Origin of the sequence: Rhizobium leguminosarum, from assembly GCF_001679785.1 — a bacterium.
GTDB classification, from domain to species: domain Bacteria; phylum Pseudomonadota; class Alphaproteobacteria; order Rhizobiales; family Rhizobiaceae; genus Rhizobium; species Rhizobium leguminosarum_R.
Genome location: NZ_CP016287.1, coordinates 168,030 through 188,115, shown reverse-complemented (window position 1 = coordinate 188,115; position 20,086 = coordinate 168,030). Strand labels below are relative to the sequence as shown.

Annotated in this window: 17 protein-coding genes; 5 read left to right on the top strand and 12 right to left on the bottom strand. The window is 60.8% G+C overall.

What is annotated here, in order from left to right; translation table 11 throughout:
• Positions 1-9 precede the first annotated feature (9 nt).
• Entirely contained in the window at positions 10-4,002 is a 3,993-nt protein-coding gene (locus tag BA011_RS25295) for a non-ribosomal peptide synthetase (RefSeq protein WP_065283510.1), read from the top strand.
• Positions 3,999-5,357, top strand: a complete 1,359-nt coding sequence (locus BA011_RS25290; protein ID WP_065282790.1) for a lysine N(6)-hydroxylase/L-ornithine N(5)-oxygenase family protein — start codon at positions 3,999-4,001, stop codon at positions 5,355-5,357. The genes BA011_RS25295 and BA011_RS25290 overlap by 4 nt, the downstream gene beginning before the upstream one ends.
• Here BA011_RS25290 and BA011_RS25285 read toward each other — a convergent pair.
• Positions 5,330-6,049 (bottom strand): 4'-phosphopantetheinyl transferase family protein, encoded by a 720-nt coding sequence (locus BA011_RS25285; RefSeq protein WP_065282789.1) that lies wholly within the window; start codon positions 6,047-6,049, stop codon positions 5,330-5,332. The two genes, BA011_RS25290 and BA011_RS25285, sit on opposite strands and share 28 nt — an antisense overlap.
• Before the next feature lie 209 nt (positions 6,050-6,258).
• On the opposite strand from BA011_RS25285, the gene BA011_RS25280 reads away from it, so the two are divergent.
• Positions 6,259-8,136: a HAMP domain-containing methyl-accepting chemotaxis protein gene (locus BA011_RS25280; RefSeq protein ID WP_065282788.1), complete on the top strand. Its 1,878-nt coding sequence runs from the start codon at positions 6,259-6,261 to the stop codon at positions 8,134-8,136.
• A 156-nt stretch (positions 8,137-8,292) separates the two neighbouring features.
• Here BA011_RS25280 and BA011_RS25275 read toward each other — a convergent pair whose 3' ends face one another.
• From BA011_RS25275 to BA011_RS25260, 4 genes are all read right to left on the bottom strand, one after another.
• Positions 8,293-8,841 (bottom strand): nuclear transport factor 2 family protein, encoded by a 549-nt coding sequence (locus tag BA011_RS25275; RefSeq protein WP_065282787.1) that lies wholly within the window; start codon positions 8,839-8,841, stop codon positions 8,293-8,295.
• 80 nt (positions 8,842-8,921) lie between these two features.
• Complete coding sequence (locus BA011_RS25270; RefSeq protein WP_065282786.1) at positions 8,922-9,725, bottom strand: SDR family oxidoreductase; 804 nt, start codon at positions 9,723-9,725, stop codon at positions 8,922-8,924.
• 55 nt (positions 9,726-9,780) lie between these two features.
• The gene (locus BA011_RS25265) at positions 9,781-10,179 is read right to left on the bottom strand and encodes a GlcG/HbpS family heme-binding protein (RefSeq protein WP_065282785.1); all 399 of its coding nucleotides are present in this window, start codon (positions 10,177-10,179) and stop codon (positions 9,781-9,783) included.
• Between the two features lie 169 nt (positions 10,180-10,348).
• Positions 10,349-11,236: an AraC family transcriptional regulator gene (locus BA011_RS25260; protein WP_065282784.1), complete on the bottom strand. Its 888-nt coding sequence runs from the start codon at positions 11,234-11,236 to the stop codon at positions 10,349-10,351.
• 332 nt (positions 11,237-11,568) lie between these two features.
• Between BA011_RS25260 and BA011_RS25255 the strand changes: the two genes are divergently transcribed.
• Positions 11,569-11,958 carry a RidA family protein gene (locus BA011_RS25255; RefSeq protein WP_065282783.1) on the top strand — a complete coding sequence of 130 codons (390 nt, stop codon included), beginning with the start codon at positions 11,569-11,571 and terminating at the stop codon, positions 11,956-11,958.
• Here BA011_RS25255 and BA011_RS25250 read toward each other — a convergent pair.
• The 6 genes from BA011_RS25250 to BA011_RS25225 all read right to left on the bottom strand — a co-directional run bounded on the left by BA011_RS25250 (position 11,955) and on the right by BA011_RS25225 (position 18,013).
• On the bottom strand, positions 11,955-12,536 hold the full coding sequence (locus tag BA011_RS25250) for an NAD(P)H-dependent oxidoreductase (RefSeq protein WP_065282782.1): 582 nt from the start codon (positions 12,534-12,536) through the stop codon (positions 11,955-11,957). The genes BA011_RS25255 and BA011_RS25250 overlap by 4 nt on opposite strands.
• A complete protein-coding gene (locus tag BA011_RS25245; RefSeq protein ID WP_065282781.1) occupies positions 12,533-13,942 on the bottom strand; it encodes an FAD-binding oxidoreductase in 1,410 nt (469 codons plus the stop codon). The genes BA011_RS25250 and BA011_RS25245 overlap by 4 nt, the downstream gene beginning before the upstream one ends.
• 1 nt (position 13,943) lies before the next feature.
• A complete protein-coding gene (locus tag BA011_RS25240) occupies positions 13,944-15,257 on the bottom strand; it encodes a cytosine deaminase (protein ID WP_065282780.1) in 1,314 nt (437 codons plus the stop codon).
• Positions 15,257-16,099 (bottom strand): ABC transporter permease, encoded by an 843-nt coding sequence (locus tag BA011_RS25235; RefSeq protein ID WP_065282779.1) that lies wholly within the window; start codon positions 16,097-16,099, stop codon positions 15,257-15,259. The genes BA011_RS25240 and BA011_RS25235 overlap by 1 nt, the downstream gene beginning before the upstream one ends.
• A complete protein-coding gene (locus BA011_RS25230; protein ID WP_065283509.1) occupies positions 16,099-16,923 on the bottom strand; it encodes an ABC transporter ATP-binding protein in 825 nt (274 codons plus the stop codon). The genes BA011_RS25235 and BA011_RS25230 overlap by 1 nt, the downstream gene beginning before the upstream one ends.
• 73 nt (positions 16,924-16,996) lie before the next feature.
• On the bottom strand, positions 16,997-18,013 hold the full coding sequence (locus tag BA011_RS25225) for an ABC transporter substrate-binding protein (RefSeq protein WP_065282778.1): 1,017 nt from the start codon (positions 18,011-18,013) through the stop codon (positions 16,997-16,999).
• A gap of 184 nt (positions 18,014-18,197) precedes the next feature.
• Between BA011_RS25225 and BA011_RS25220 the strand changes: the two genes are divergently transcribed.
• Positions 18,198-19,187, top strand: a complete 990-nt coding sequence (locus tag BA011_RS25220) for a LysR family transcriptional regulator (RefSeq protein WP_065282777.1) — start codon at positions 18,198-18,200, stop codon at positions 19,185-19,187.
• On the opposite strand, the gene BA011_RS25215 is transcribed toward BA011_RS25220, so the two are convergent.
• Complete coding sequence (locus BA011_RS25215) at positions 19,150-20,016, bottom strand: creatininase family protein (protein WP_186806588.1); 867 nt, start codon at positions 20,014-20,016, stop codon at positions 19,150-19,152. The two genes, BA011_RS25220 and BA011_RS25215, sit on opposite strands and share 38 nt — an antisense overlap.
• Positions 20,017-20,086 lie beyond the last annotated feature (70 nt).

Sequence of the window (20,086 nt, the reverse complement as noted above, 5' to 3'; positions counted from 1 at the left end):
ATGGCACGGATGAACAAACAGATCACAAACTTCGCAGATGCCTACCCGACCGATGTCGCGACGGACGCAGTCTTCGAGAGCTTCCCGCTGACGATCGCGCAGAAGCGTATCTGGTCGCTGGAGCAGATCGGCAACGGCACGGTGTTTCCCGACCAGGTTATTTCGCTGCGATTAAGCCCGGCCGTCGACGTCAAGACCATTACCGGCGCCTGCCGGGCGCTCGTGGCGCAACATCCGTCCCTTGCCACTCGCTTCCGCCGGCTGGCGGGCGGCCGCGTCGAGCAATACTGCGGCGCATTGACCGCAATACCGATCGAGATGGTCGGCGAAGGCGCTGCTCTTGCGGAGGCCGACGCGTTCGCCGCCCAGAAAGCCTTCCGCGACAGGCGCTTCGATCTCCTTGCTGGCCCGCCGGCGCGTGTTCAGATTGTCTTGCTTGCCGATGGGCAGTCGCTTCTGACGATCATGCTTCATCCTGTGATCTCGGACGATCGCGAGAAGTCGCTTCTTGCCGGCTCCCTGACGCGAATTCTCGACGGCGCACCCGCCGGCGACACACAGCCGGCCGAAATCTTGGCCGGAACGCGGGAGGCTGAATGGCTGCAGACCGAGCGGGCGCAGGAATCCCTCTCCTATTGGCGGAACACGATCGGTCTCGACTACGCCGCCTCGACCTTTCCCACCCGCTTCAACAGTGGCGGATTGGCAGGTGTGGCGCGCGCTCAACATCGATTTTCGATCGAGCCTGATCTCTGGGCAAAGCTCGGTCGACATGCGCAGCATAATGGATATCAGGTCGAGCCCGTGCTTCACGCCGCCTTTTGCGCGCTGCTGGCGCGCTACAGCGGCAACTATGCTTTGCTGACCGGGCTCCTGATCGCGCGGCCGGAGAAGGAACACCTTGCGAACCGCGGCCGTGCCGAACAGGTCCTTCCCCTCATCCTGTCGCTGACATCAAGAAGCTCTCTCGACGATGTCATCGCAGCGATCTCATCGGCAACGGAGGAGGGGCTTGCCCGGCTCGTTCCGCTGGAGCGCATCACCCAGGAACTGGTCGTCGACGAAGCGGCTGCCCAGGAAGCCGTGGTCAAGGCGCTGTTCGAATTCCGCGAGCCGTATCCGGTCCCCCGCCATGCGACAAATCTGGAACCTCTGGGCGCGCGTGCCGACAGCGAGCTTTCCCTAGTGATCGAGGCACGTCTGGATGGGGCCGCATCCGGGCTGATCGATTATGCGCAGGATCTCTATGACGGCGCGCTGATTGCCCGTGTCTCCCGGCATTTCACCCTTGTGCTCGAACAGATCGTTGTGCGGCCGAATGTGCGAATCAAGGACATCGAACTCGTGGGGAGTGATGAACTCGACCAGTTGTCGGCGCCCTACGAAGACGAGGTCGTCAACGATGACCGGCCGGTCCACGAGCTGATATCGGCCCATTCGCGCCAGACGCCGGAGAAGACGGCGATCGTCTACGGCGACGAGGAATGGAGCCATGGCTGGCTGGAGGCCAGCACCAACCGTCTCGCACACCGGTTGCGGCATCTGGGCGTTCGCGCCGAGGTGACGGTCGCCATCTTCATCAAGCGCTCGCCGGAGGCCATCGTCGGTATCCTCGCGACGGTGAAGGCGGGCGGCGCCTATATCCCGGTCGAGCCTGACCATCCGCCGGTCCGCAATCATCACATTCTGCGCGACGGCGGTGTCAAGATCGTTCTGACCCATAGCTGGCTTCGGCATCGGCTGCCGGAAGAACTCGACACCATCATCCTCGAACTCGACAAGATCGACCTCGACGGCGAGCCGGATACGCCACTTGATATTCCCACTCACAAGGATCAGCTCGCCTATGTCATGTACACCTCCGGATCGACCGGACTGCCGAAGGGTGTCGCCGTCGAGCACGGTCCGCTGACGCACCATCTGCAGAACACCTCGCGTGTCTACGGCATGAGCTCGGCCTCCCGCGAGCTGCCGTTCCTGCCTTTCAGTTCGGATGGCGGGCACGAGCGGTGGATGAACCCGCTGATGGAGGGCGGCAGTATCATTCTTCCGGACCAGCCGCTGTGGACGCCGGAAGAGACATTGACGGCCATGCGCAAGCACGGCGCCAACAATGCCAGCATTCCCACAACCTATCTGCAGCAACTGGCGGAATGGGCCGATATAACCGATGGCGCGCCGCCGATGCGGCTTTATTCCTTCGGCGGCGAGGGGCTGGCGCAGCCGACCTTCGATTTGCTGTCGCGGGCGTTGAAATCGGAATGGCTGATCAACGGCTACGGGCCGACCGAAACCATCATGACGCCGATGGTCTGGAAGGTGAGGGCCGGCACGAAATTCCAGGGGGTCTATGCTCCGCTCGGCCGCGCTGTCGGGTTAAGGCGCGTCTATGTGCTCGACCCCGATCTCAATCCGTGCCCGATCGGCGTGACCGGCGAGCTCTATATCGGCGGCGAAGGCATCGCACGCGGCTATCTCGGCAAGCCGGACACGACGGCGGATCGCTTCATTCCCGATCCGTTCTCGAGCGATGGCGGCCGACTTTATCGCTCCGGCGACCTGACGCGTTGGCGTGATGACGGAACCGTCGAATTCGTCGGCCGTGTCGACCATCAGGTGAAGCTTCGCGGTTACCGGATTGAGCTCGGCGAGATCGAAGCGGCTCTGCTCCAGCAGCCCGGCGTCGGCGAAGCCCTGGTCGTCCTGCGCGATGACGATGCCGGCGGCGACAAGGCGCTCGTTGCCTATGTCGTTCCCAAGAAAGACGAGAGGTTGGACGTCGAGACGATCCGCGCCGCCCTCGAGCGCAGCCTGCCATCCTACATGGTGCCGGCGGCCGTGGTCGAACTGGAGAAAATGCCGACCAATCCGAACAGCAAGCTCGATCGATTTGCGCTGCCAGCGCCACAACCGGTCAAACGCACAATCGTCGAGCCGGCGACAGCGCTCGAAGAGGAGGTGCTGGATGTCTGGCGGCAGGTTCTCAAGCTGGAAGCAATCAGCGTCGAGGATAATTTCTTCGCGATCGGCGGCAATTCGCTCGGCGCGATCCGCATCCTTTCGCTGCTGCGGCAACGCCGGCCGAAAATTCCGCTCATTGTCGCCGATATCTTCAACAACCCGACCATACGCTCCTTTGCGGGCGTGATGGAGCAGGGAGACCAACGGGATCTGTCGGAGGTGATCGTGCTGCGCGCTTCCGGCGCCAAGCCGCGGCTTTATTGCTTCCCGGGCTTGCTCGTCAGCACCCGCGAATATGTCAAACTCGTCGACTATCTCGGGGCAGATCAGCCGGCGACCGGCTTCATTTGCCACTCGCTTTCCGAGAAAAAGGAAGTCGGCGCTCCGATCGAAGACATCATCGAGAGCTATGTCGACCATATCAGGACACATAGTCAGGGAGCACCCTGCTATTTCCTCGGCTGGTCCTGGGGCGGTCTGCTGGCCTACGAGGCTGCCCGCACCCTCGGCAACGAGGTCGACGTCAGGATGATGGCGATGGTCGACGTTTGCGATCTCGGATCGGAATTTGCGATCGGCGCAAAGCCGAAGTTCCGGCCGGGCGAGCGCGACGAACTTCATCGAGACGTAGAGGCGTGGCTAGGAAAAACGGCGATGCGTCCCGAATGGGACCGGCTGCTGTCGACGATGGACGCGGATACTTACGATCAATTCCTGCGTTTCGTCGGCGACGAGAAGGACCCGCTTCCGAACGACGGGCCTGATATCAGCAGCCGGGAGCATACCTTCTGGGTGCTGATCGACAATGCCCTGATCTTCCGCAAGCATCGGCTCGTTCCTCACGATGTGCCGATCTATCCCTGGGCTGCCGACGACAGCCTCAACCGCGGCCTCAACCTGATCGATTGGCGCCGCCTGTCGCCGCGGGCGCATGCGGCCGAAATCATCACCGGCACCAACCATCTGCATATGATCGGGTCTCCCGCCTTCCACTCAAGGCTTGCCCTGCGTCTCAAGGAAACAGAGAAGGATATCGCATGACCGTCGCTTTTGCTCGCAGGGATGCCGTGAGCGAGCCGCTCGATATTGCCGGCATCGGTATCGGGCCCTCCAATCTGAGCCTCGCCTGCCTGTTCGAGTCGGTGCCCGAGATCAGGAGCTGCTTCTTCGAGCGGCGCCCATCGTTCGATTGGCATCCCGGCATGATGATGCCCGGCGTCGAACTGCAGTCGTCCTTTTTGAAAGACCTCGTCACCCCGATCCTGCCGACCAGCCGCTGGTCATTTGTCTCCTATCTGGTTGCCCATAAGAGGCTCTACGCCTTCCTGAACGCCAATTATGACGCCGTTCCCCGGCAGGAGTTCGCGCGCTATCTCGCCTGGGTCGCTAACGGCGTGGACGGCCTGCGCTTTGGAACGGAGATCCGCGACGTCGAGCACCGCGACGACCGGTTCTTCCTGCGGTTCGACAACGGTCAGGAGGAGGCGCGAAACCTGGTGATCGGCACGGGGTCGTCGCCCTTCGTGCCAGACTGGGCAAAACCGTTCCTGGGTGCCGATTGCTTTCATAACAGCGAGGCCAAGTCGCGTCTCAGCGATCTCGGCGCCGCCCGCATCGTCGTGGTCGGCGGCGGTCAAAGCGGCGGCGAGGTCGTCGAAGCCTTGCTTGCCGATCCCGGTTCCATGAAGGAGCTGACATGGATCAGCCGGCGTCATAATTTCGAGCCGATTAACGATACACCGTTTTCAAACCAGGTCTTCTCACCGGAATACGTGCAGGCCTATCTGAAGCTTAGCGGCGAGCAGAAGCAGGCCGCGTTGAGGAACTCGATCCTGACCAGCGACGGCTTGTCGATTTCGACGATTCATTCGATCTATCGCCGCCTTTATGCGTTGCGTTATCTCGAACCGAGCACGCTCAATGCATCTCTGGCGCCAAATCGCGATGTGATCCAGATGGAGCGGAACGGCAATGCCTATCGGCTCATCGTCAGGAACCAATTCGACGGCGGAATCGAGGTGCTTCATGCGGATGCGGTGGTTCTGGCAACCGGATACCGGTTCCGATTGCCGGATGCTCTCGGCTCGCTGGGCGACAGGATAACGCTCGATAGAAACGGTTATCCGCTTCTCAATGACGACTACACGATGCAGTGGACGGGTCCGAGGGCCAACCGATTGTTTGCGCAGAATGCGGGGCGGTACTCGCACGGTATCGCCGACTCTCAGCTCAGCCTCATGGCTTGGCGCAGCGCAACCATCGTCAATACGCTTCTCGGCCGGCAGCACTTCGATGCGGAACCCGACAACGGGCAACTCGCCTGGGCGACGGAGACCGCTTCTGCAATGCCTCATCAGCTCCGAACCGGCTATTCGGACGGCATGCTGTCGTCCTGAAACAGGCGCGTCGAAATGCCGGGGAACCCGGATTGAGAGCAAACAGCCAGCGCAACGACGTGCTGGCTGCCACTTTCGACCAGACGGTGATGCCATTGCCGGTCACGATCGCCGCCATCGACCATGACTGGGATGCCATCCTTCCAGGAAAAGGCGACGTTGCGGGGATCCTCGCGCAGCCCGACGCCGAGTGCCTTCAGATGGCTCTCCTTGAGCGTCCAGAGTGCGGCCGCCGCGCGCCCGCGTTCGGACGCAGGCAATTCCGCGAGCCAGCGCCGTTCGTCTGCACTGCAATAGCTATCTGCTGCCGCCGCTTCGATCTCCGTATCGACGCGTTCGCAGTCTATTCCCAGGTGGTCACATGCTGAAGCGACAGCGACGGCCACAAGCCCATCGGCATTGGCGAGGCTGAACTGCAGCCTGTCATCACCCTCAAGCCTCAGCTTGCCGCGGTTGTCCGGGGACAACAGGAGCTTGCTCGGCGATATCCCGGTATGCACGCTCAACAGCCGCCGCAGGAGATACCGGCCGGCAACGAAGGAGGCCCGATCCCGGTCAAAATAGTAGGTCGCGGCGCGCTCCCGTTCATCCGGTGAAAGCGACTGCATCCAGCGGTTTCGGTCGCCTTCGTTCTTAGAATACTGCCAGAGCGCGATTTCAATGCCGGCGGCATGGTCTTCAGGTTGGTGCATTTCCGCTCGCCGTGGCTGCTATCTTCCTGAATTTTCAGGAACTCTGGGTCGTAACGCGTTTAATTGATCGCGGAAGTATTGGTCAACTCAGAAGATCTTCGAAAATGAGGCCGGAACATTTTTTAGTTAATACTAAATTATTGAATCTGGTGCGAGATCTTGCATCAGTCGGCACGCCCGTCGTCCCAGCTACCTTCGAGGAGACCCGCATGAAGCGCCCGAGCATCAAGCAAGCCCTGATCTTAAAGCTTTCGATCATCAGCCTGTTCCTAGTTGGCCTGTCCTATGTCTCGCTGAGCACGATTTCGACACTTCGCGCCAATACCGAGCAGATCGGGACCTTCTGGATGCAGCGGCTTGTGACGGCTCGCGAGATCAAGGATGACTTCCTCAACCTGAAATTGGTCCATGCCCACTACCTCCTGGAGGATACAGCGGAGGAGCGGAATGTCGGGCAGCAACGAATCGATGCCGCCGTTGCCGCGCTCGAGAAAGTTGTCGCCGAATACGAAAAAGGCGTCCGCACCGAGCGGGGGCGCGAACTGATCAATCAGATCAAGCCGGAACTCGCCAAATATCGCGCGCTGGCAGAGCAGATGATCGCGTTTGAAAATGACGGAAAGACGCCTGAAGCAATCCGCTTCTTCAAGGAAAATATGGAGCCACAAGCCGAGCTGGTGAACAAGGCGGTGGCAGATCTGGCTGCTTTTATTCTCAGCCAGGCCGAAGGCTTTGTGGCCGCGAGCGGTGCTTCCGCACAATCCGCGTTCATGCTGACGGCCACGATCGCAGCGCTGGCCGTGCTTCTTGCCGTGGCCGGCATCTTCTTTGCAATTTCCGGCATCGCCAGCCCAATCCGAAGCATCGCCTCCGCCATGAGACGCTTGTCCGATGGCGATCTTGACAGCGATATTCCCTATGCCGGTCGCGCCGACGAGGTCGGCGAAATGGCCGGTGCGGTTGAAATCTTCCGCCAGAATGCTCTCAACGTCGTCAGGCTTGAGAAGGAAGCCGCCGAATCCCGTAGCGAGAGTGAGGCAGCGCGCGCCGCATCCCAGCAGCGCGCCGAACGCGAGGCGGAACAGTTGCGCTTCGCAACCACGACCTTGGGCGAAGGGCTCCGGCGGCTTGCAGCAGGCGACATATCCTTCCAGCTTTCGGAGCAGTTTGCGGCCCAATACGAAACCTTGCGGGAAGACTTCAACGCTTCGCTCCGGCAATTGGGTGCGACGATCGGTGCCGTGCTCGAGACGGTACACAGCATCGATAATGGCACCGGTGAGATTGCATCTGCCGCACAGGATCTTTCCAAACGCACCGAACAGCAAGCAGCCTCTCTCGAAGAAACTGCTGCAGCCTTGGACGAGATCACGTCGAATGTGACGATGGCGACCAAACGCACCGACGAGGCGCGCAATGTCGCCAAAGAAGCCGATATCAGTGCCCAGCGGTCGGCAACGGTCGTCTCTGAGGCGGAACAGGCCATGCGCCGCATCGAAGACAGTTCACAGCAGATTTCGAACATCATTGGTGCAATTGATGAAATCGCCTTCCAGACGAACCTCCTGGCGCTTAACGCCGGCGTTGAAGCCGCGCGTGCGGGTGAGGCGGGCAAAGGTTTTGCCGTGGTCGCACAGGAAGTCCGCGAGCTTGCCCAGCGGGCAGCTCAAGCCGCCAAGGAGATCAAGGGCTTCATTCAAAAGTCATCGACTGAGGTGGAAAATGGCGTGAAACTGGTTCTCGAAACCGGAACGTCGCTGAAGTCGATTGGGGAATACGTCATACAGATCAACCAACTCATGGATGCGATTGCCACATCCGCGCGTGAGCAATCGATTGGACTTGCCGAGATCAACACGGCAGTCAATCAGATGGACCAGGCGACTCAGCAAAATGCGGCGATGGTCGAACAGTCGACAGCTGCAGTTGCCTCATTGTCCTCCGAGGCAGGCCGCCTGCGTGATCTGGTCAACCAGTTCCAATTGGACGGCAACAAAAGCGCGGCGGACGTACAGCGCGGCGGGCGAGCCTTTGAGGGCAACAGCCCAATCCACTTGGTCGCTCAGCGGCGCGTCATCCACAGATGAAGCGCGACTGAGGTCGGATCAGATACCGCTTGATATCGAATGCCTCTGACTGCTGTTCCCGCCTCTCATTCCATCAAAAGCTTAGAGGCGGCGGGTATCTGGGCGATCTACGCAAGATGTCCGCCGCGCCACTTGGGAACGGCATATTGATTCCGGCTAGTCGGCCGGCGTCACGCGGGTCCAGAACGCGTTGAACACGATCGAATCGAAGAAGGCCGAGGCCCGGACGATACGGCCGTCGCGCATGTCGAGAAACCAGGCATAGGTGTTGGCGTAGGGCTCCCCGTCGCGAGCGATTCCGCGGGCGTCGAAAAAGACGATCACAGTGTCGCCGTCAGCATAGACGTTGCGGATCGCGGGCTTCAGCGGCGCCTTCATGCGGGCGTTAAACGGGCGGACCACTTCGCGCAAGAACGCCTCGCGACTGGGATAAGTCTTCGATGCCAGCGAATAGCCCTCGATCGTCCAGCGGGCGTCGTCGGCGAGGAGGTCATAAGGGCTGCCTGTGCCGGCCGCCCACGCTTCAAAGCCAGCCTCGACGGTCGTCTTGTTGCGGCGTTCGGTTTCGGTCAGCGTCTGCGATGCGGCGCGTGCCTCCAACCCACCCAGAGCCAGTATGGTGGCGGCGATGCCGAGGGCAGCGTTGAAGATGCGGCGGACAAAGGATGCCGGACTGCGGACAGTTGCGGTTGTGGCGTTGGACATAGTTTCCTCAATGGGTCGAGTTGGTGGCGCGACACCCGCTGGCCGGGTGCCGCTTGCAGAGCTCGTCGCCAAAATTCTGCTTAGATCTGGTTTTCCCAGGCTTTCAACTGATGCTCCTTCAACATGTCCTCGACGACCTTCGGAACCACGTTGCGGAATCTGCCGGTGTCGGCCGGAACGACGCCGATCATACGGTCGATCATTTCCTTCGGGTCCATCTTACCTTCGGGGGTGGCAAAGAAATCGTCGAAGCCCTTGCGCAGATCTGCGCGCTTGGTGAAGTTCTTGCTGTCATCCAGCCAGCGGAACGGATTGTCGGCCATCGTCTCGTTGTAGCCGGTGTAGTAGGCGCCCGGATTGATCGTCTGGATCTTGATGCCGTACGGGGCGAGTTCCTGCTGCAGCGCTTCGGCGATCGATTCCAAAGCGTGTTTGGTGGAGACATAGGTGCCCCAGTTGGCGGGTGTAAAGAGGCCACCCATCGATGACGTGAAGACCACCTTGCCCTTCTTGCGTTCACGTACCCATTTCTGGACGACGCCCTGGGTCAGCACCAGCGGCAGGAAGACATTGACTTCGTAGTTCTTGCGAACGAGCTCGATCGGGATTTCCCAAACCGGGCCGGCTTCGCCCATGCCGGCATTGTTCCAGAGGACGTCAAAGTCCCAGCCCTGCGCCTGCCTGATGTCGTAGGGGTCGGTGAGGTCGAGACGCTCGACGCGGAAGTCGTTGAGTCCGAGGGCGGCGATTTCCTCACGCAGCGGCGTGACCTGTGACGAAACCTGCGTGGTCGCGATAATGCTGTGGCCGTTCTTGGCCATGCCGATGGCGGCAGACTTGCCGAAGCCGGAGCCTGCACCAGTGATCAAAATGGTCTTGGTCATGCGACATTCCTTTCGATACTTTGGGGTTGGTTAAAATCAAGCGCTGGCAAGAGCATCACGCGACGGCTGCAGCGGCTGCCTGCGCGATTTCCAGATCCTGCGGAACCGCTCCGCCGGAAACGCCAACGGCGCCGATCACCGTGCCGTCGTGAGCAAAAAGCGAGATGCCACCGGGAAAGGGAGCCAGGCCGCCGTTGGATAATTCGAGGGCATGGGCGGGAGCGCCGGGCTTGCAATATTCCCAGACGGCCTCGCTTGTGGTTTGAAACAATACGGCCGTCCGGGCTTTGCCCATAGCAAGGTCAATCGAGCCGAGCACGGCGCCGTCCATTCGGCTGAACGCCTTGAGATGGGCTCCGGCGTCCAGGACCGTGATATTGACCGGCACGCCGATTTCTTTAGCCCGCGACTCGCCTGCGGCGATGATCCGGCGAGCGTCGTCAATGGTAATCATCTGCCTGCCTCCTCTTTCGTTTGGGGACTAGAGCCCCCGCTCGATAAGACAGGTGTAGGCCGAAAAGGGTTTTGCAGTATTTTCAGCTCTTGCTGCGCTATGCGCAAATCTTGCGCTCCGCCGTGCGTGCGTTCACGAACGGCGAACTCTCTCCGGCACGCAGAAACCGCTAACCGGTGATGAGCGCGCGGTATTGGCCGGGCGTCAAACCGGTCATCTTGCGAAAGACGCGCGTGAAATTCGCCTGCGAGCCGAAGCCGGTATCGAGCGCGATCTCCACGAGCGAGGATCGCGCAAGCTGCAGCTTTTCCTTGGCCGCCTCGATCCGTCGCTCGGTGACGTAGCGATGCGGGGTCAGGCCGGTGGCCTTGCGAAACATACGGGCAAAATGAAAGGGGCTAAGGCAGGCCTCGGCAGCAAGGTCATTCAGCGAGATCTCTGCGGCGATGCGGGCTTCGATGAAATCGAAGACGCGTTGCAGCCTTTTTGGATCGATGGTCGGCACCCGCACGGCAGGATGCCACCGACCAGACGAATAGGTGCCGAGCAGGTGCGCCACCAGCGCCATCTGAATGCCATCGAGGAAGAGTCGATCAGTCGGCTCCAGGCTTCTGTTCAACAAACCGCGAAAGAGCTGGCCGATATGCAGCACCATGGGATCGGGGACGCCGCCCGCATAGGCGAGCTGCGCCCTGGCCGGGTCGATGTCAAAGTTCGAAAGCGCGCTCTCACCGACGAGCGACGGCGGCAGGAAGATGTGCAGGGACTCGGGCATGGTGCCGATGATTTCTACATCGCTCTCATGGACACCCGCCGGACATATCCAGGCGACACCGGGGCGAGCGATGGCCTCCTGCCTGTGACCGTCACCGGTCCACCTGATCTTCGACTGACCCGACAGCAGGACGGCTATCTCCGTGCATTCGAGTGTAAGGTCGACCTGCCAGCCCGGATCGAAACGCCGGAGCTCGACCTGCAGCGATGAGTATTCAACGAGCCCGCCCACCCGCTCGCTGGTCCGATACTTTCTGTCCCCTTGCGATTCTACGAAAGTCATGTCGCATCCACGCCGCGAAGATAGATCTAAACTCGAATTGTTCGGACTCGGCGGGCCGATTGCCGCCGCCACGGTGCCAATCTGCAATCATCTTTGATTTATTAAATGAATATCTCCAGGCACGCCGCACTGCTGTCAGGGGCCTGCGGATTACGATCAGGATTTTGGCCGAAATTCAGGCGAGCGCAAGTCCCATAGCCCGAAGTGATACCGCCACGGTCATCCTGCCTCTTTTGTCGCAAGGCACCATGGAAGACGGCGATATTCTCATATCCCGCCGCATCCTGTAGGGTCGCGTGATCTGCGGACCTATGGGAAACTTAGAGCAATCGATGAAAAAGACCTTCAATCCGGCCTCGGTGCGCCGACCTTTTGGAAATTACAATCACGGCCTGCTCGTGCCGCCCGGCGCATCGCTTCTCGTCACCTCGGGCCAGCTTGGTATCGGTCTCGACGATGCCGTTCCGAGCGATATCAGTGCTCAGGCTGAACTCTGCTTTGAGGCGATCAAGGCGATCCTCGAAGAGGCGGAAATGAGTTTTGCCGACGTCATCCGCATTTCGGGCTTCGTCACCCGCCGCGAGGATTTCCCGGCCTATATGGCTGTACGGGATCGCTACACGCTCGATCCGAAGCCTGTTTCCACCTTGCTCGTCATCGGCGGCTTTACGCGCCCTGAGTTCCTGGTCGAAGTGGAAGTGACGGCCGCGAAAATCTTCTAAAAGTGCTCCATCGCATCTCCGACGCGGGTGAGGAATTTTGCCCGCGTTTTCGGCGTGCAATTGTTCATGTCGTAATGGGCGAGGAACGTCACCGGCCTCACCGGATTGATCTGCGCCCTCAGCACGCGCTTGACGATTTTCTTCGGCGGGTTGCCGGCGGCGAAGGCCCGGAAGGGCGTTGCGCCATAGGTCAGGACGGCTGCCAGCTTGCGGATGTGGCGCAGCCGCGATTCCACCTTGCCGTTGACCAGCTCGAAGGAAACGCCCGGCAGCCAGACTCGGTCGAAATATCCCTTCAGGATTGCCGGAAAGCCGAAGTTCCAGATCGGGGTGCAGATCACCAGCCCCTCGGCCGCCTTCAACCTTTCGACATGCGATTCCACCAGCTTCAGATTTTCCGGATAGTCGTGATAGACGAGCCGGTCTTGGCGCGAGAGCACCGGATCGAACCGCTCTTCATAGAGGTCGCAGCCATCCACCATATGCCCGGCCTTCTCAAGGCTCTCGACGGTCTGCCGGTAAAGCGCCTTGCCGTAACTTTCCTCGACCGGGTGAGAGTGGAGGACGAGAACCCTCATGAGGCCTCCATCAGGGCCGCCAGGCCGGGGAAGAGATAGTTCTTGCCGGCGTTGAAATCGAAATCGGGATTTTCCCACGCGATCATCTTGCCGGGATTGAGCAGGCCCTTTGGATCGGTTTCCTGCTTGAAGGCGAGCTGCACCGCGTCGGTCCGCTTCATGCCGCCTTCTTCCAACGTATAGCGGTGCGGGTTGAAGATCGGGCATCCATTGTCCTGGTGGATCTTGATGATCTCCTCCAGCCGCTCTTCGGTGGTATAGCGCACCAGCGGCAGGCCAGAGCACTGGATTTGGCCGTCGAATTTGATGAATTCGAGATGACCCGGCACTTCGTCACCAAAGATTTCGACCATCTTCCGAACCTTGGCGACATGATCGGGTCCGGGATATTGCACCTGCAGATAGGTGAAGCTCGGGTCGACTTTCAGCGCACGCAATGTCGTATGGTTCCAGGCAAGCTCGTAGGCGTGCGGGATGCCGCGCATGCTTTCCACCTTGTCGGAGCGGAACATGATCTCGCCCTTCTGCGCCGCCGTGAAGGCGAGAAAGGCATCCATGGAGTGCGGCGCGATCATCAGCACGACGATCGACTGGCCCTGACGGATGTAAGGCTTGTGGCGGGTGAAATAGTCGTGAGGAATGGGAGCGGCGATCGGCGCAATCTCCTTGACGAGGATGCCGTTGCATTTCGCCAGTGCGTCGGAGAAGCGCACCGCTTCCATGAAGTCGTCATAGCCGACCAGCACATCGACCCAGTCATAGGCGGGTGCAAGCGGCATCTCGATCTCGGTGATGATGCCGTTGGTGCCATAGGCGTGGCTCACCTTCTGCAGATCCCAGCCGGTGAGGTCAAGCACGCGCGGTTCGGCCTCCATGGTGACGACGCGCAGGCGCAGGATATTCCCGAGGTCGCGCAAGCCGCCCCAGGTGATCGAGCCGACGCCACCGGAACCGCCGGCGATGAAGCCGCCGACCGTCGCTGTCTGGGCGGTGGAGGGGTGGAAGCGCAACTCCTGGCCGGAATGGGCCTTGGTCTGCTTGTCGAGTTGGGCAAGCACGATGCCCGGTTCGCAGATGACGCGGCCGGGATGGATCTCCTTGATCTTGTCCATGGCGGCAAGATTGAGAACGATGCCGCCAGAAAGCGGCATGGCCTGGCCGTAATTGCCGGTGCCGGCGCCACGCGGCGTGACCGGTACGCCATGGGCATAGGCGACCTTCAGCGTCCGGATGACCTCTTCCTCGGTCTTCGGCGTGACGACGAGATCGGCCGTCACATTGTCGAGCTGCGCCTTCAGGATCGGCGAGTACCAATAGAAATCCCGGCTCTTCTGGCGAACGAGCGCCGGATTGTCCTCGACGGCGATGCCTTCGAGTTCCTTCTTGATCTTCTGATAATCGGCCATGTCAGGCTCCAACGACGCTATCGAGTTCACGGTAATCCGGCAGGCTGCGGTCGATCACCTTGCCGCGGCGAAGCACGACGCGGTCAGCCTGAGGACGGGACAGGAATTCACTCCAGCGCCGCGCGCTGAAGAGCACGAGATCGGCAGGATTGCCGGCGGCGATGCGGCCCTTCTCCGGCCGTCCGACGATGGCGGCAGGCGAGGCGGTGACGACGCGGGCGGCGGTATCGAGCGGATGGTCGAGATGCAGAATTCGCACGGCCTCGCGGAAGACTTCCACCGGATCGAGATCGCCATAGGCATAGAAGGGGTCACGGGTATTGTCGGATGCGACCGCGGTCGCGACACCGGCGGCGGCCAGCTCCTTGAACAGCGTGACACCGCGCCAGCGCGGGGTGCGGCCGGGATAGCGGTCCTGCAGATACATGTTGCACATCGGCAGCGCGATGACGGCGATACCTGCCTTAGCGACCAACTCAACGGTGCGCGCGGCGGTGTCTTCGTCCTGGCGGGCGAGCGAGCAGCAATGGCCGGCGGTCACCTTGCCCTCGAACCCGTTGCGCAGCACGGCCTCGGCGATTGCCTTCAGCGTCTCGGCGCCGCGATCATCCGTCTCGTCGACATGCAGATCGACATCAAGGCCATGCGCCGCGGCAGTCCTGAAGAGGGTGTCAAGCTGCCAGACAAGCTCCGGCCCCATCCTGGTGACGCCGCCAAGCAGGCCGCCGGCCTGTCGGATTGTCGTGACGAGATCGGCAAAGAAGGTGCTGTCTGACATGGCATCCAGCGGGAAGAGGGCGACTGCCTGCAATGCGATCCTGTCTTTCCAGGCATCCCGGATTTCGGCAAAGGCCTCGAAGGAGATGCGATGCTGAGGCGCAAGCGAATCCAGGTGCGTGCGGATCAGGCTGGTGCCATGGGCATAGGCGGAACGGAGCGAGAACTCCATGCGCCGTTTGACGTCTGCCGCCGACCAGTTGGCTTCCCGGTCGGCCCTGACGGCATCGAGCGCGCCCATGAAGCTGCCGTCGGGATTGGCCTGGCGCGGCCAGATATGGCCTTTGTCGAGATGGGTATGGATATCGGCAAAGCACGGCCAGACCATGCCGTCCCTGAGATCGGTCCTGGCATAATCAGCGGGTGCGGCGCCGGCCGGCCGGATGGCGGCAATCATGCCGTCGCTGATGACGATATCGACCGTGGCCAGCCCTTCCGCGACCGGCACGTCGACATGCTCGAGGGTGACAGCGGGCACTGTCGCATTGCTCAGCACGAAGCGAGCCGCATTCGGCGGGGATATGAAAGAATAGGTCATCAGTTTTCCCGTTTGATGCTGCTCTCATGCCAGCGGTGGAGGCTCAGCCAGGCGATGAGGGTGGTGAGGCCGAAGATCGCTACGCCCAGCATGGAGAGCATCAACAGGGCGGCGAAGAGCCGCGGGATGTTCATCCGGTACTGCGCTTCGAGCAGTCGGAAGGCGAGGCCGGATCCGGCACCGGCCGAGCCTGCGGCAAATTCGGCGACGACGGCGGCGATCAGTGCGAGGCCGCCGCCGATCCTGAGGCCGGTCATGAAATAGGGTTGGGCGGCAGGCAATTTGAGAAAGAGCAGCGTCTGCCAGCGCGAGGCGTCATAGAGCTCGAAAAGGTTGATGAGGTTATGGTCGACGCTTTTCAGGCCCTGCACCATGTTCGACAGGATCGGGAAGAATGCGACGAGGAAGGCGCAGATCAGCAGCGCAACCTGCGTCGACGGCGCATAGATCAGGATCAGCGGCGAGATGGCGACGATCGGCGTTACCTGCAGGATGACCGCGAGCGGATAGAAGGCAAGCTCGACCCAGCGCGATTGCACCAGGAAGATCGCAAAACCCACGCCGCCGACAAGCGCCAGCATCAGCGACATGAAGGTGATCTTGGTGGTGACCCAGAGGGCAGGGGCAAGCGTACCCCAATCTGTCACGAAGGCGTTTGCCACAGCGGCCGGTCCTGGCAGGATATAGGGCGGCACGCCGGACAGTTTCACATAGGCGTACCAGACGAGGATCAACAGGGCGATGACGAGGAAGGGAATGGCGATGCGCAGCGCACGATCGCGGCGCCTTGCGCTTGCGGTACCCTTAACGAGCAGCGGCGATGTGTCTGTTTCGTCACTCATCAATGATCCCCTGCCGAATTGATCGCCCCGATCAGCGAATGCGATACCGTTTCGCAGGCCTTGCGGTATTCTTCCGAGGTGCGGTAGTGCGCGTCGCGTTCGAGGCTGGTGATCAGCGGGACGTCGGCATGCACGCGCCCGGGCCTTGCCTTCATCACGACGATACGGTTCGAGAGATAGGCGGACTCGAAGACCGAATGCGTCACGAAAATCACTGTAATGCCGGTAGCCTTCCTCAGCCGCAGCACGTCGTCGTTGAGCTTCTGGCGGGTGATCTCATCGAGCGCGGCGAAAGGCTCGTCCATCAGCAGCAGCTTCGGCTTCGTCACCAGCGCACGGGCGATCGAGACGCGCATCTTCATGCCGCCGGAAAGTTCGCGCGGATAGGCCTTGGCAAAATCCTGAAGGCCGACGGTGGTTAGCACTTCCATGATCTGATCATGTGCGGCTGCCTTCGAAACGCGCCTCAACCTCAGCGGCAGATGGACATTGTCGAATACGTTCTTCCAGGGCATCAACGTCGGCTCCTGGAAGACAAAGCCGATATCGCCCTCCGGCAGACCTCTGGAATTGATGCGCGAACTCGGCCAGTCGATCGTTCCCGAGGTGACATCGCCGAGACCGGCGATGATGCGCAGCGCCGTCGACTTGCCGCAGCCGGAAGGACCGAGCAGGCTGACGAACTCGCCGCTTTCGACCGTGAGCGACATGTTCGAAAGGGCGACAGTGCCGCTGGAAAAGACCTTCGAGACCGACTGCATGATAACAAGCGGCCGCTTGCGCGTCTCTTTCGGGGATACCGCCTGGGCTTCTGCTGGGAGCATTGCTGTCTCGTTCATGCGGGAGGATACGGCCCGCCACGTCCTCAATGGCGGACCAGGAGAGCTGTCGGTCGGCCTACTTCTTCAGCGCCATTCCGGCGCCCTTGCAGACGAACTTCGTCGTGAAGGCCTTGGTGTAATCGGTATCGGCCTTGAACACCTTGATGGCGGCCATCTCGTCGAAGAACTTCTTGTAATGGGCGTCAGTGATGCAGCCGATGCCCTTGTCGAGGCTATCGCCGGATTCGATGATGCCGTATTCCTTCATCTTGGTGATCGAATAGGCGATCTGGCCGTCCGTTATTTCAGGATTGTCCTTCTTGATCAGCGCGTTCGCCTTGGCGTTGTCGCCGTAAAGGTAGTTGTACCAGCCCTCGATCGAGGCATCGACGAAGCGCTGCACGACGTCGGACTTGCCGTCGATCATCGCCTGCGTCGTCGTGATCATCGTCGAATAGGGCGAGTAGCCGTTGTCGGCGAGCAGGAAGACCTTCGGTTCGAAGCCTGCCTGCTTCTGGATCTCGTAGGGTTCGGAGGTCAGGTACCCCTGCTGGGCAGACTCCTTGTCTGCGAGGAAGGGGGCGGGACTGAAGTTATAGGGCTTGTACTGCTCATCCTTGAAGCCTTTGAAGTTGGCCTTCATCCATTCGAAATAGGTGAGGTAGCCGTCCTTGCTGAGGAACAGCGTTTTCAGCTTGGCGAGGTCCTCGAATTTGTCGACGCCATTGTCCGGATGGGCGATCAGCACCTGTGGATCCTTTTGGAAGATCGCGGCGACATCGACCAGCGGAATGCCCTGCTCGACGGCGGATATCTCTCCCTGAGGACCACCCATGTAGAAGTCGAGCTTGCCGGAGATCAGCAGCGCGCTGTTTGCAGCGTTCGGACCGCCCTGGACGATGGTGACGTCGAGGCCGTATTTCGCATAGGTGCCGTCGGCGACGGCTTGGTAGAATCCGCCATGCTCAGCTTGGGCAAGCCAGTTCGTCCCGTAGCTCACCTTGTCGAGGGCAAGCGCCGGCGAGGCGGCGGCAAGCATCGAGGCGAGGCCGAGGCAGCTCAGGAATTGGATCTTCGTCTGTACTTTCAACATGGTCGGCAGTTCCCCTTTTGTAACCGAGGGAGGCCTTATTCGGCCTCCTTTTGTGGGAATTTGAGCCATTGCCATGCGCTTTGAAAAGCATCAAAATTCGTGCGCATTGATGCCTTTTCGGCATCTGTCGGAAAGCTGAAAATAATTTGTGCGCCCTGCGCAAAATTTATGCATCGGAGAGACCATGCTGCACTCCAGACGCCTTCTCTACATCAACGAGATCGCCCGTTGCGGTTCGATCCGCAAGGCGGCCGCGCGCCTTAACGTGGCGTCGTCGGCGGTCAACAGGCAGATTTTGGCGCTGGAGGAGGAGATCGGGGCGCCGCTTTTCGAGCGGCTGCCGCGTGGCCTGCGGCTGACGGCTGCCGGCGAACTCTGCATTGAGCATATTCGCGACGTGCTGAAGAATTACGAGCGCCTGGAGGGACGCATCCGCAGCCTCAAGATGCAGCAGGCAGGCAAGGTGCGCATGGTGACGACCGTTGGGCTTGCCGCCGGGCCGCTTCCCGAAATCATCGCGCGCTTTCTGTCAGAGCATCCGCGCGTCTTCGTCCAGCTGCGCAACGACACCGGCGGCACGACGGCCAGCCCCGTTGTATCAGGCGAGGTGGATATCGGTCTGGGCTTCAACATCCCCGCCATGCCCGGCATCCGCACGCTCGGAAATTTCGATATCCCGATCGGTGTCGTGCTGCCGCCGGGGCATCAGCTGATCGGTCCCGGGCCGATCAACCTCGCCGATGTCACCCAAGAAAAACTGGTTCTGGCGCAGCCGGGCACCAGCCTGCGCGAGGTGATCAACCTTGCTTTTGCGCGCCTGCCCATTTCGGTCGAGCCGGTACTGGAAACGAATGCATCGGAGATGCTGAAACAGCTCGTCAAATGCGGCACGGGGCTGACGCTGCTCAATCCGCTCGACGTCATCACCGAATGCCGGCGCGGTGAACTCGTCTTCCGGCCGATCGCCGAGCCGCATGCGCGTTACCAGCAGATGAAGCTGTTTGCCCGTGCCCGTGCGCCCCTCGACGCAGCCACCAGCCTTTTCGTCGAATATCTGCTCGCCGAACTTCTCGGCCTGGTGCAGGAATTGCAGGCCAAGGGTCATATCCCAGCGGATGTGAAACCCGCGGCTGAGCCTATTTCACATAGAGATTCGAAAGCGGATAGGCCTTGAGGTCCCGGAGCAGCTCGACGAACCCGTTGACTTGATGGCGGCAGATCGCCTCGCCCTTTTCGGCTGTTGCGATCGAGGCATCGCCGACCACGCCGAGGGGATTGAGGTCATGCGCAATCCAGGCCAGCGAATGCGGCGGCAGAGGCTGAAGAAATTTGGATTGCTCCCGCATCCCTTCGGCCTTCGAAGCGAAGTTTTGGGCCTTGTCCATCCGCACCAGCTCGGGGCGGAAATGCAGCATCAACGACGTCTCGACATCGCCGCCGTGGATGCCGTATTTGCTCTCGTGATCGCTGACCATGCCTTCCGGATGGCCGAAACGACCCCATTGCGTGGAGACGACCGCCATTTGATGGCGCACGCGCAGTTCGCGCGCGACGATGCTCATGATGTCGACATTGCCGCCGTGGGAATTGACGATCACCATCTTCCGCAGCCCGGCTTCGGCAACCTTTGCACCGATCGCCGTCCAGACGGGGATGAGCAGCTCGGCACTGAGTGACAGCGTGCCGGGGCCGTAGATGTGTTCGTTGGCCTTGCCGATCTCCTGTGTCGGAAGGACCAGCATGTCCAGATCCTCCGGCCGCTGCCTCTTCAGTTCCGTCAGCATGCCGGTCGCAATGGCGACATCCGTTGCGATCGGCAGATGCGGGCCGTGCTGTTCCGTTGAAGCGATGGGCAGAACGGCAATCGTGGTCTCGGGGGAGAGGCCGGCAAAATCATATGTATTGAGCTCGTTCCAGTAAAACGGCGTGGGCATGCGGTCTTCCCCTTTCGTCACCTGCTTCGATAGGGAGTAGGGAATAATGATGAGCCCGAAAAGCATCATTTTTTGCGCATGGCGCTGCTTTTTTTCGCGCGCATCGGCGGGCGTTGCTCCGCTGGCGCTTCCCCGTCCA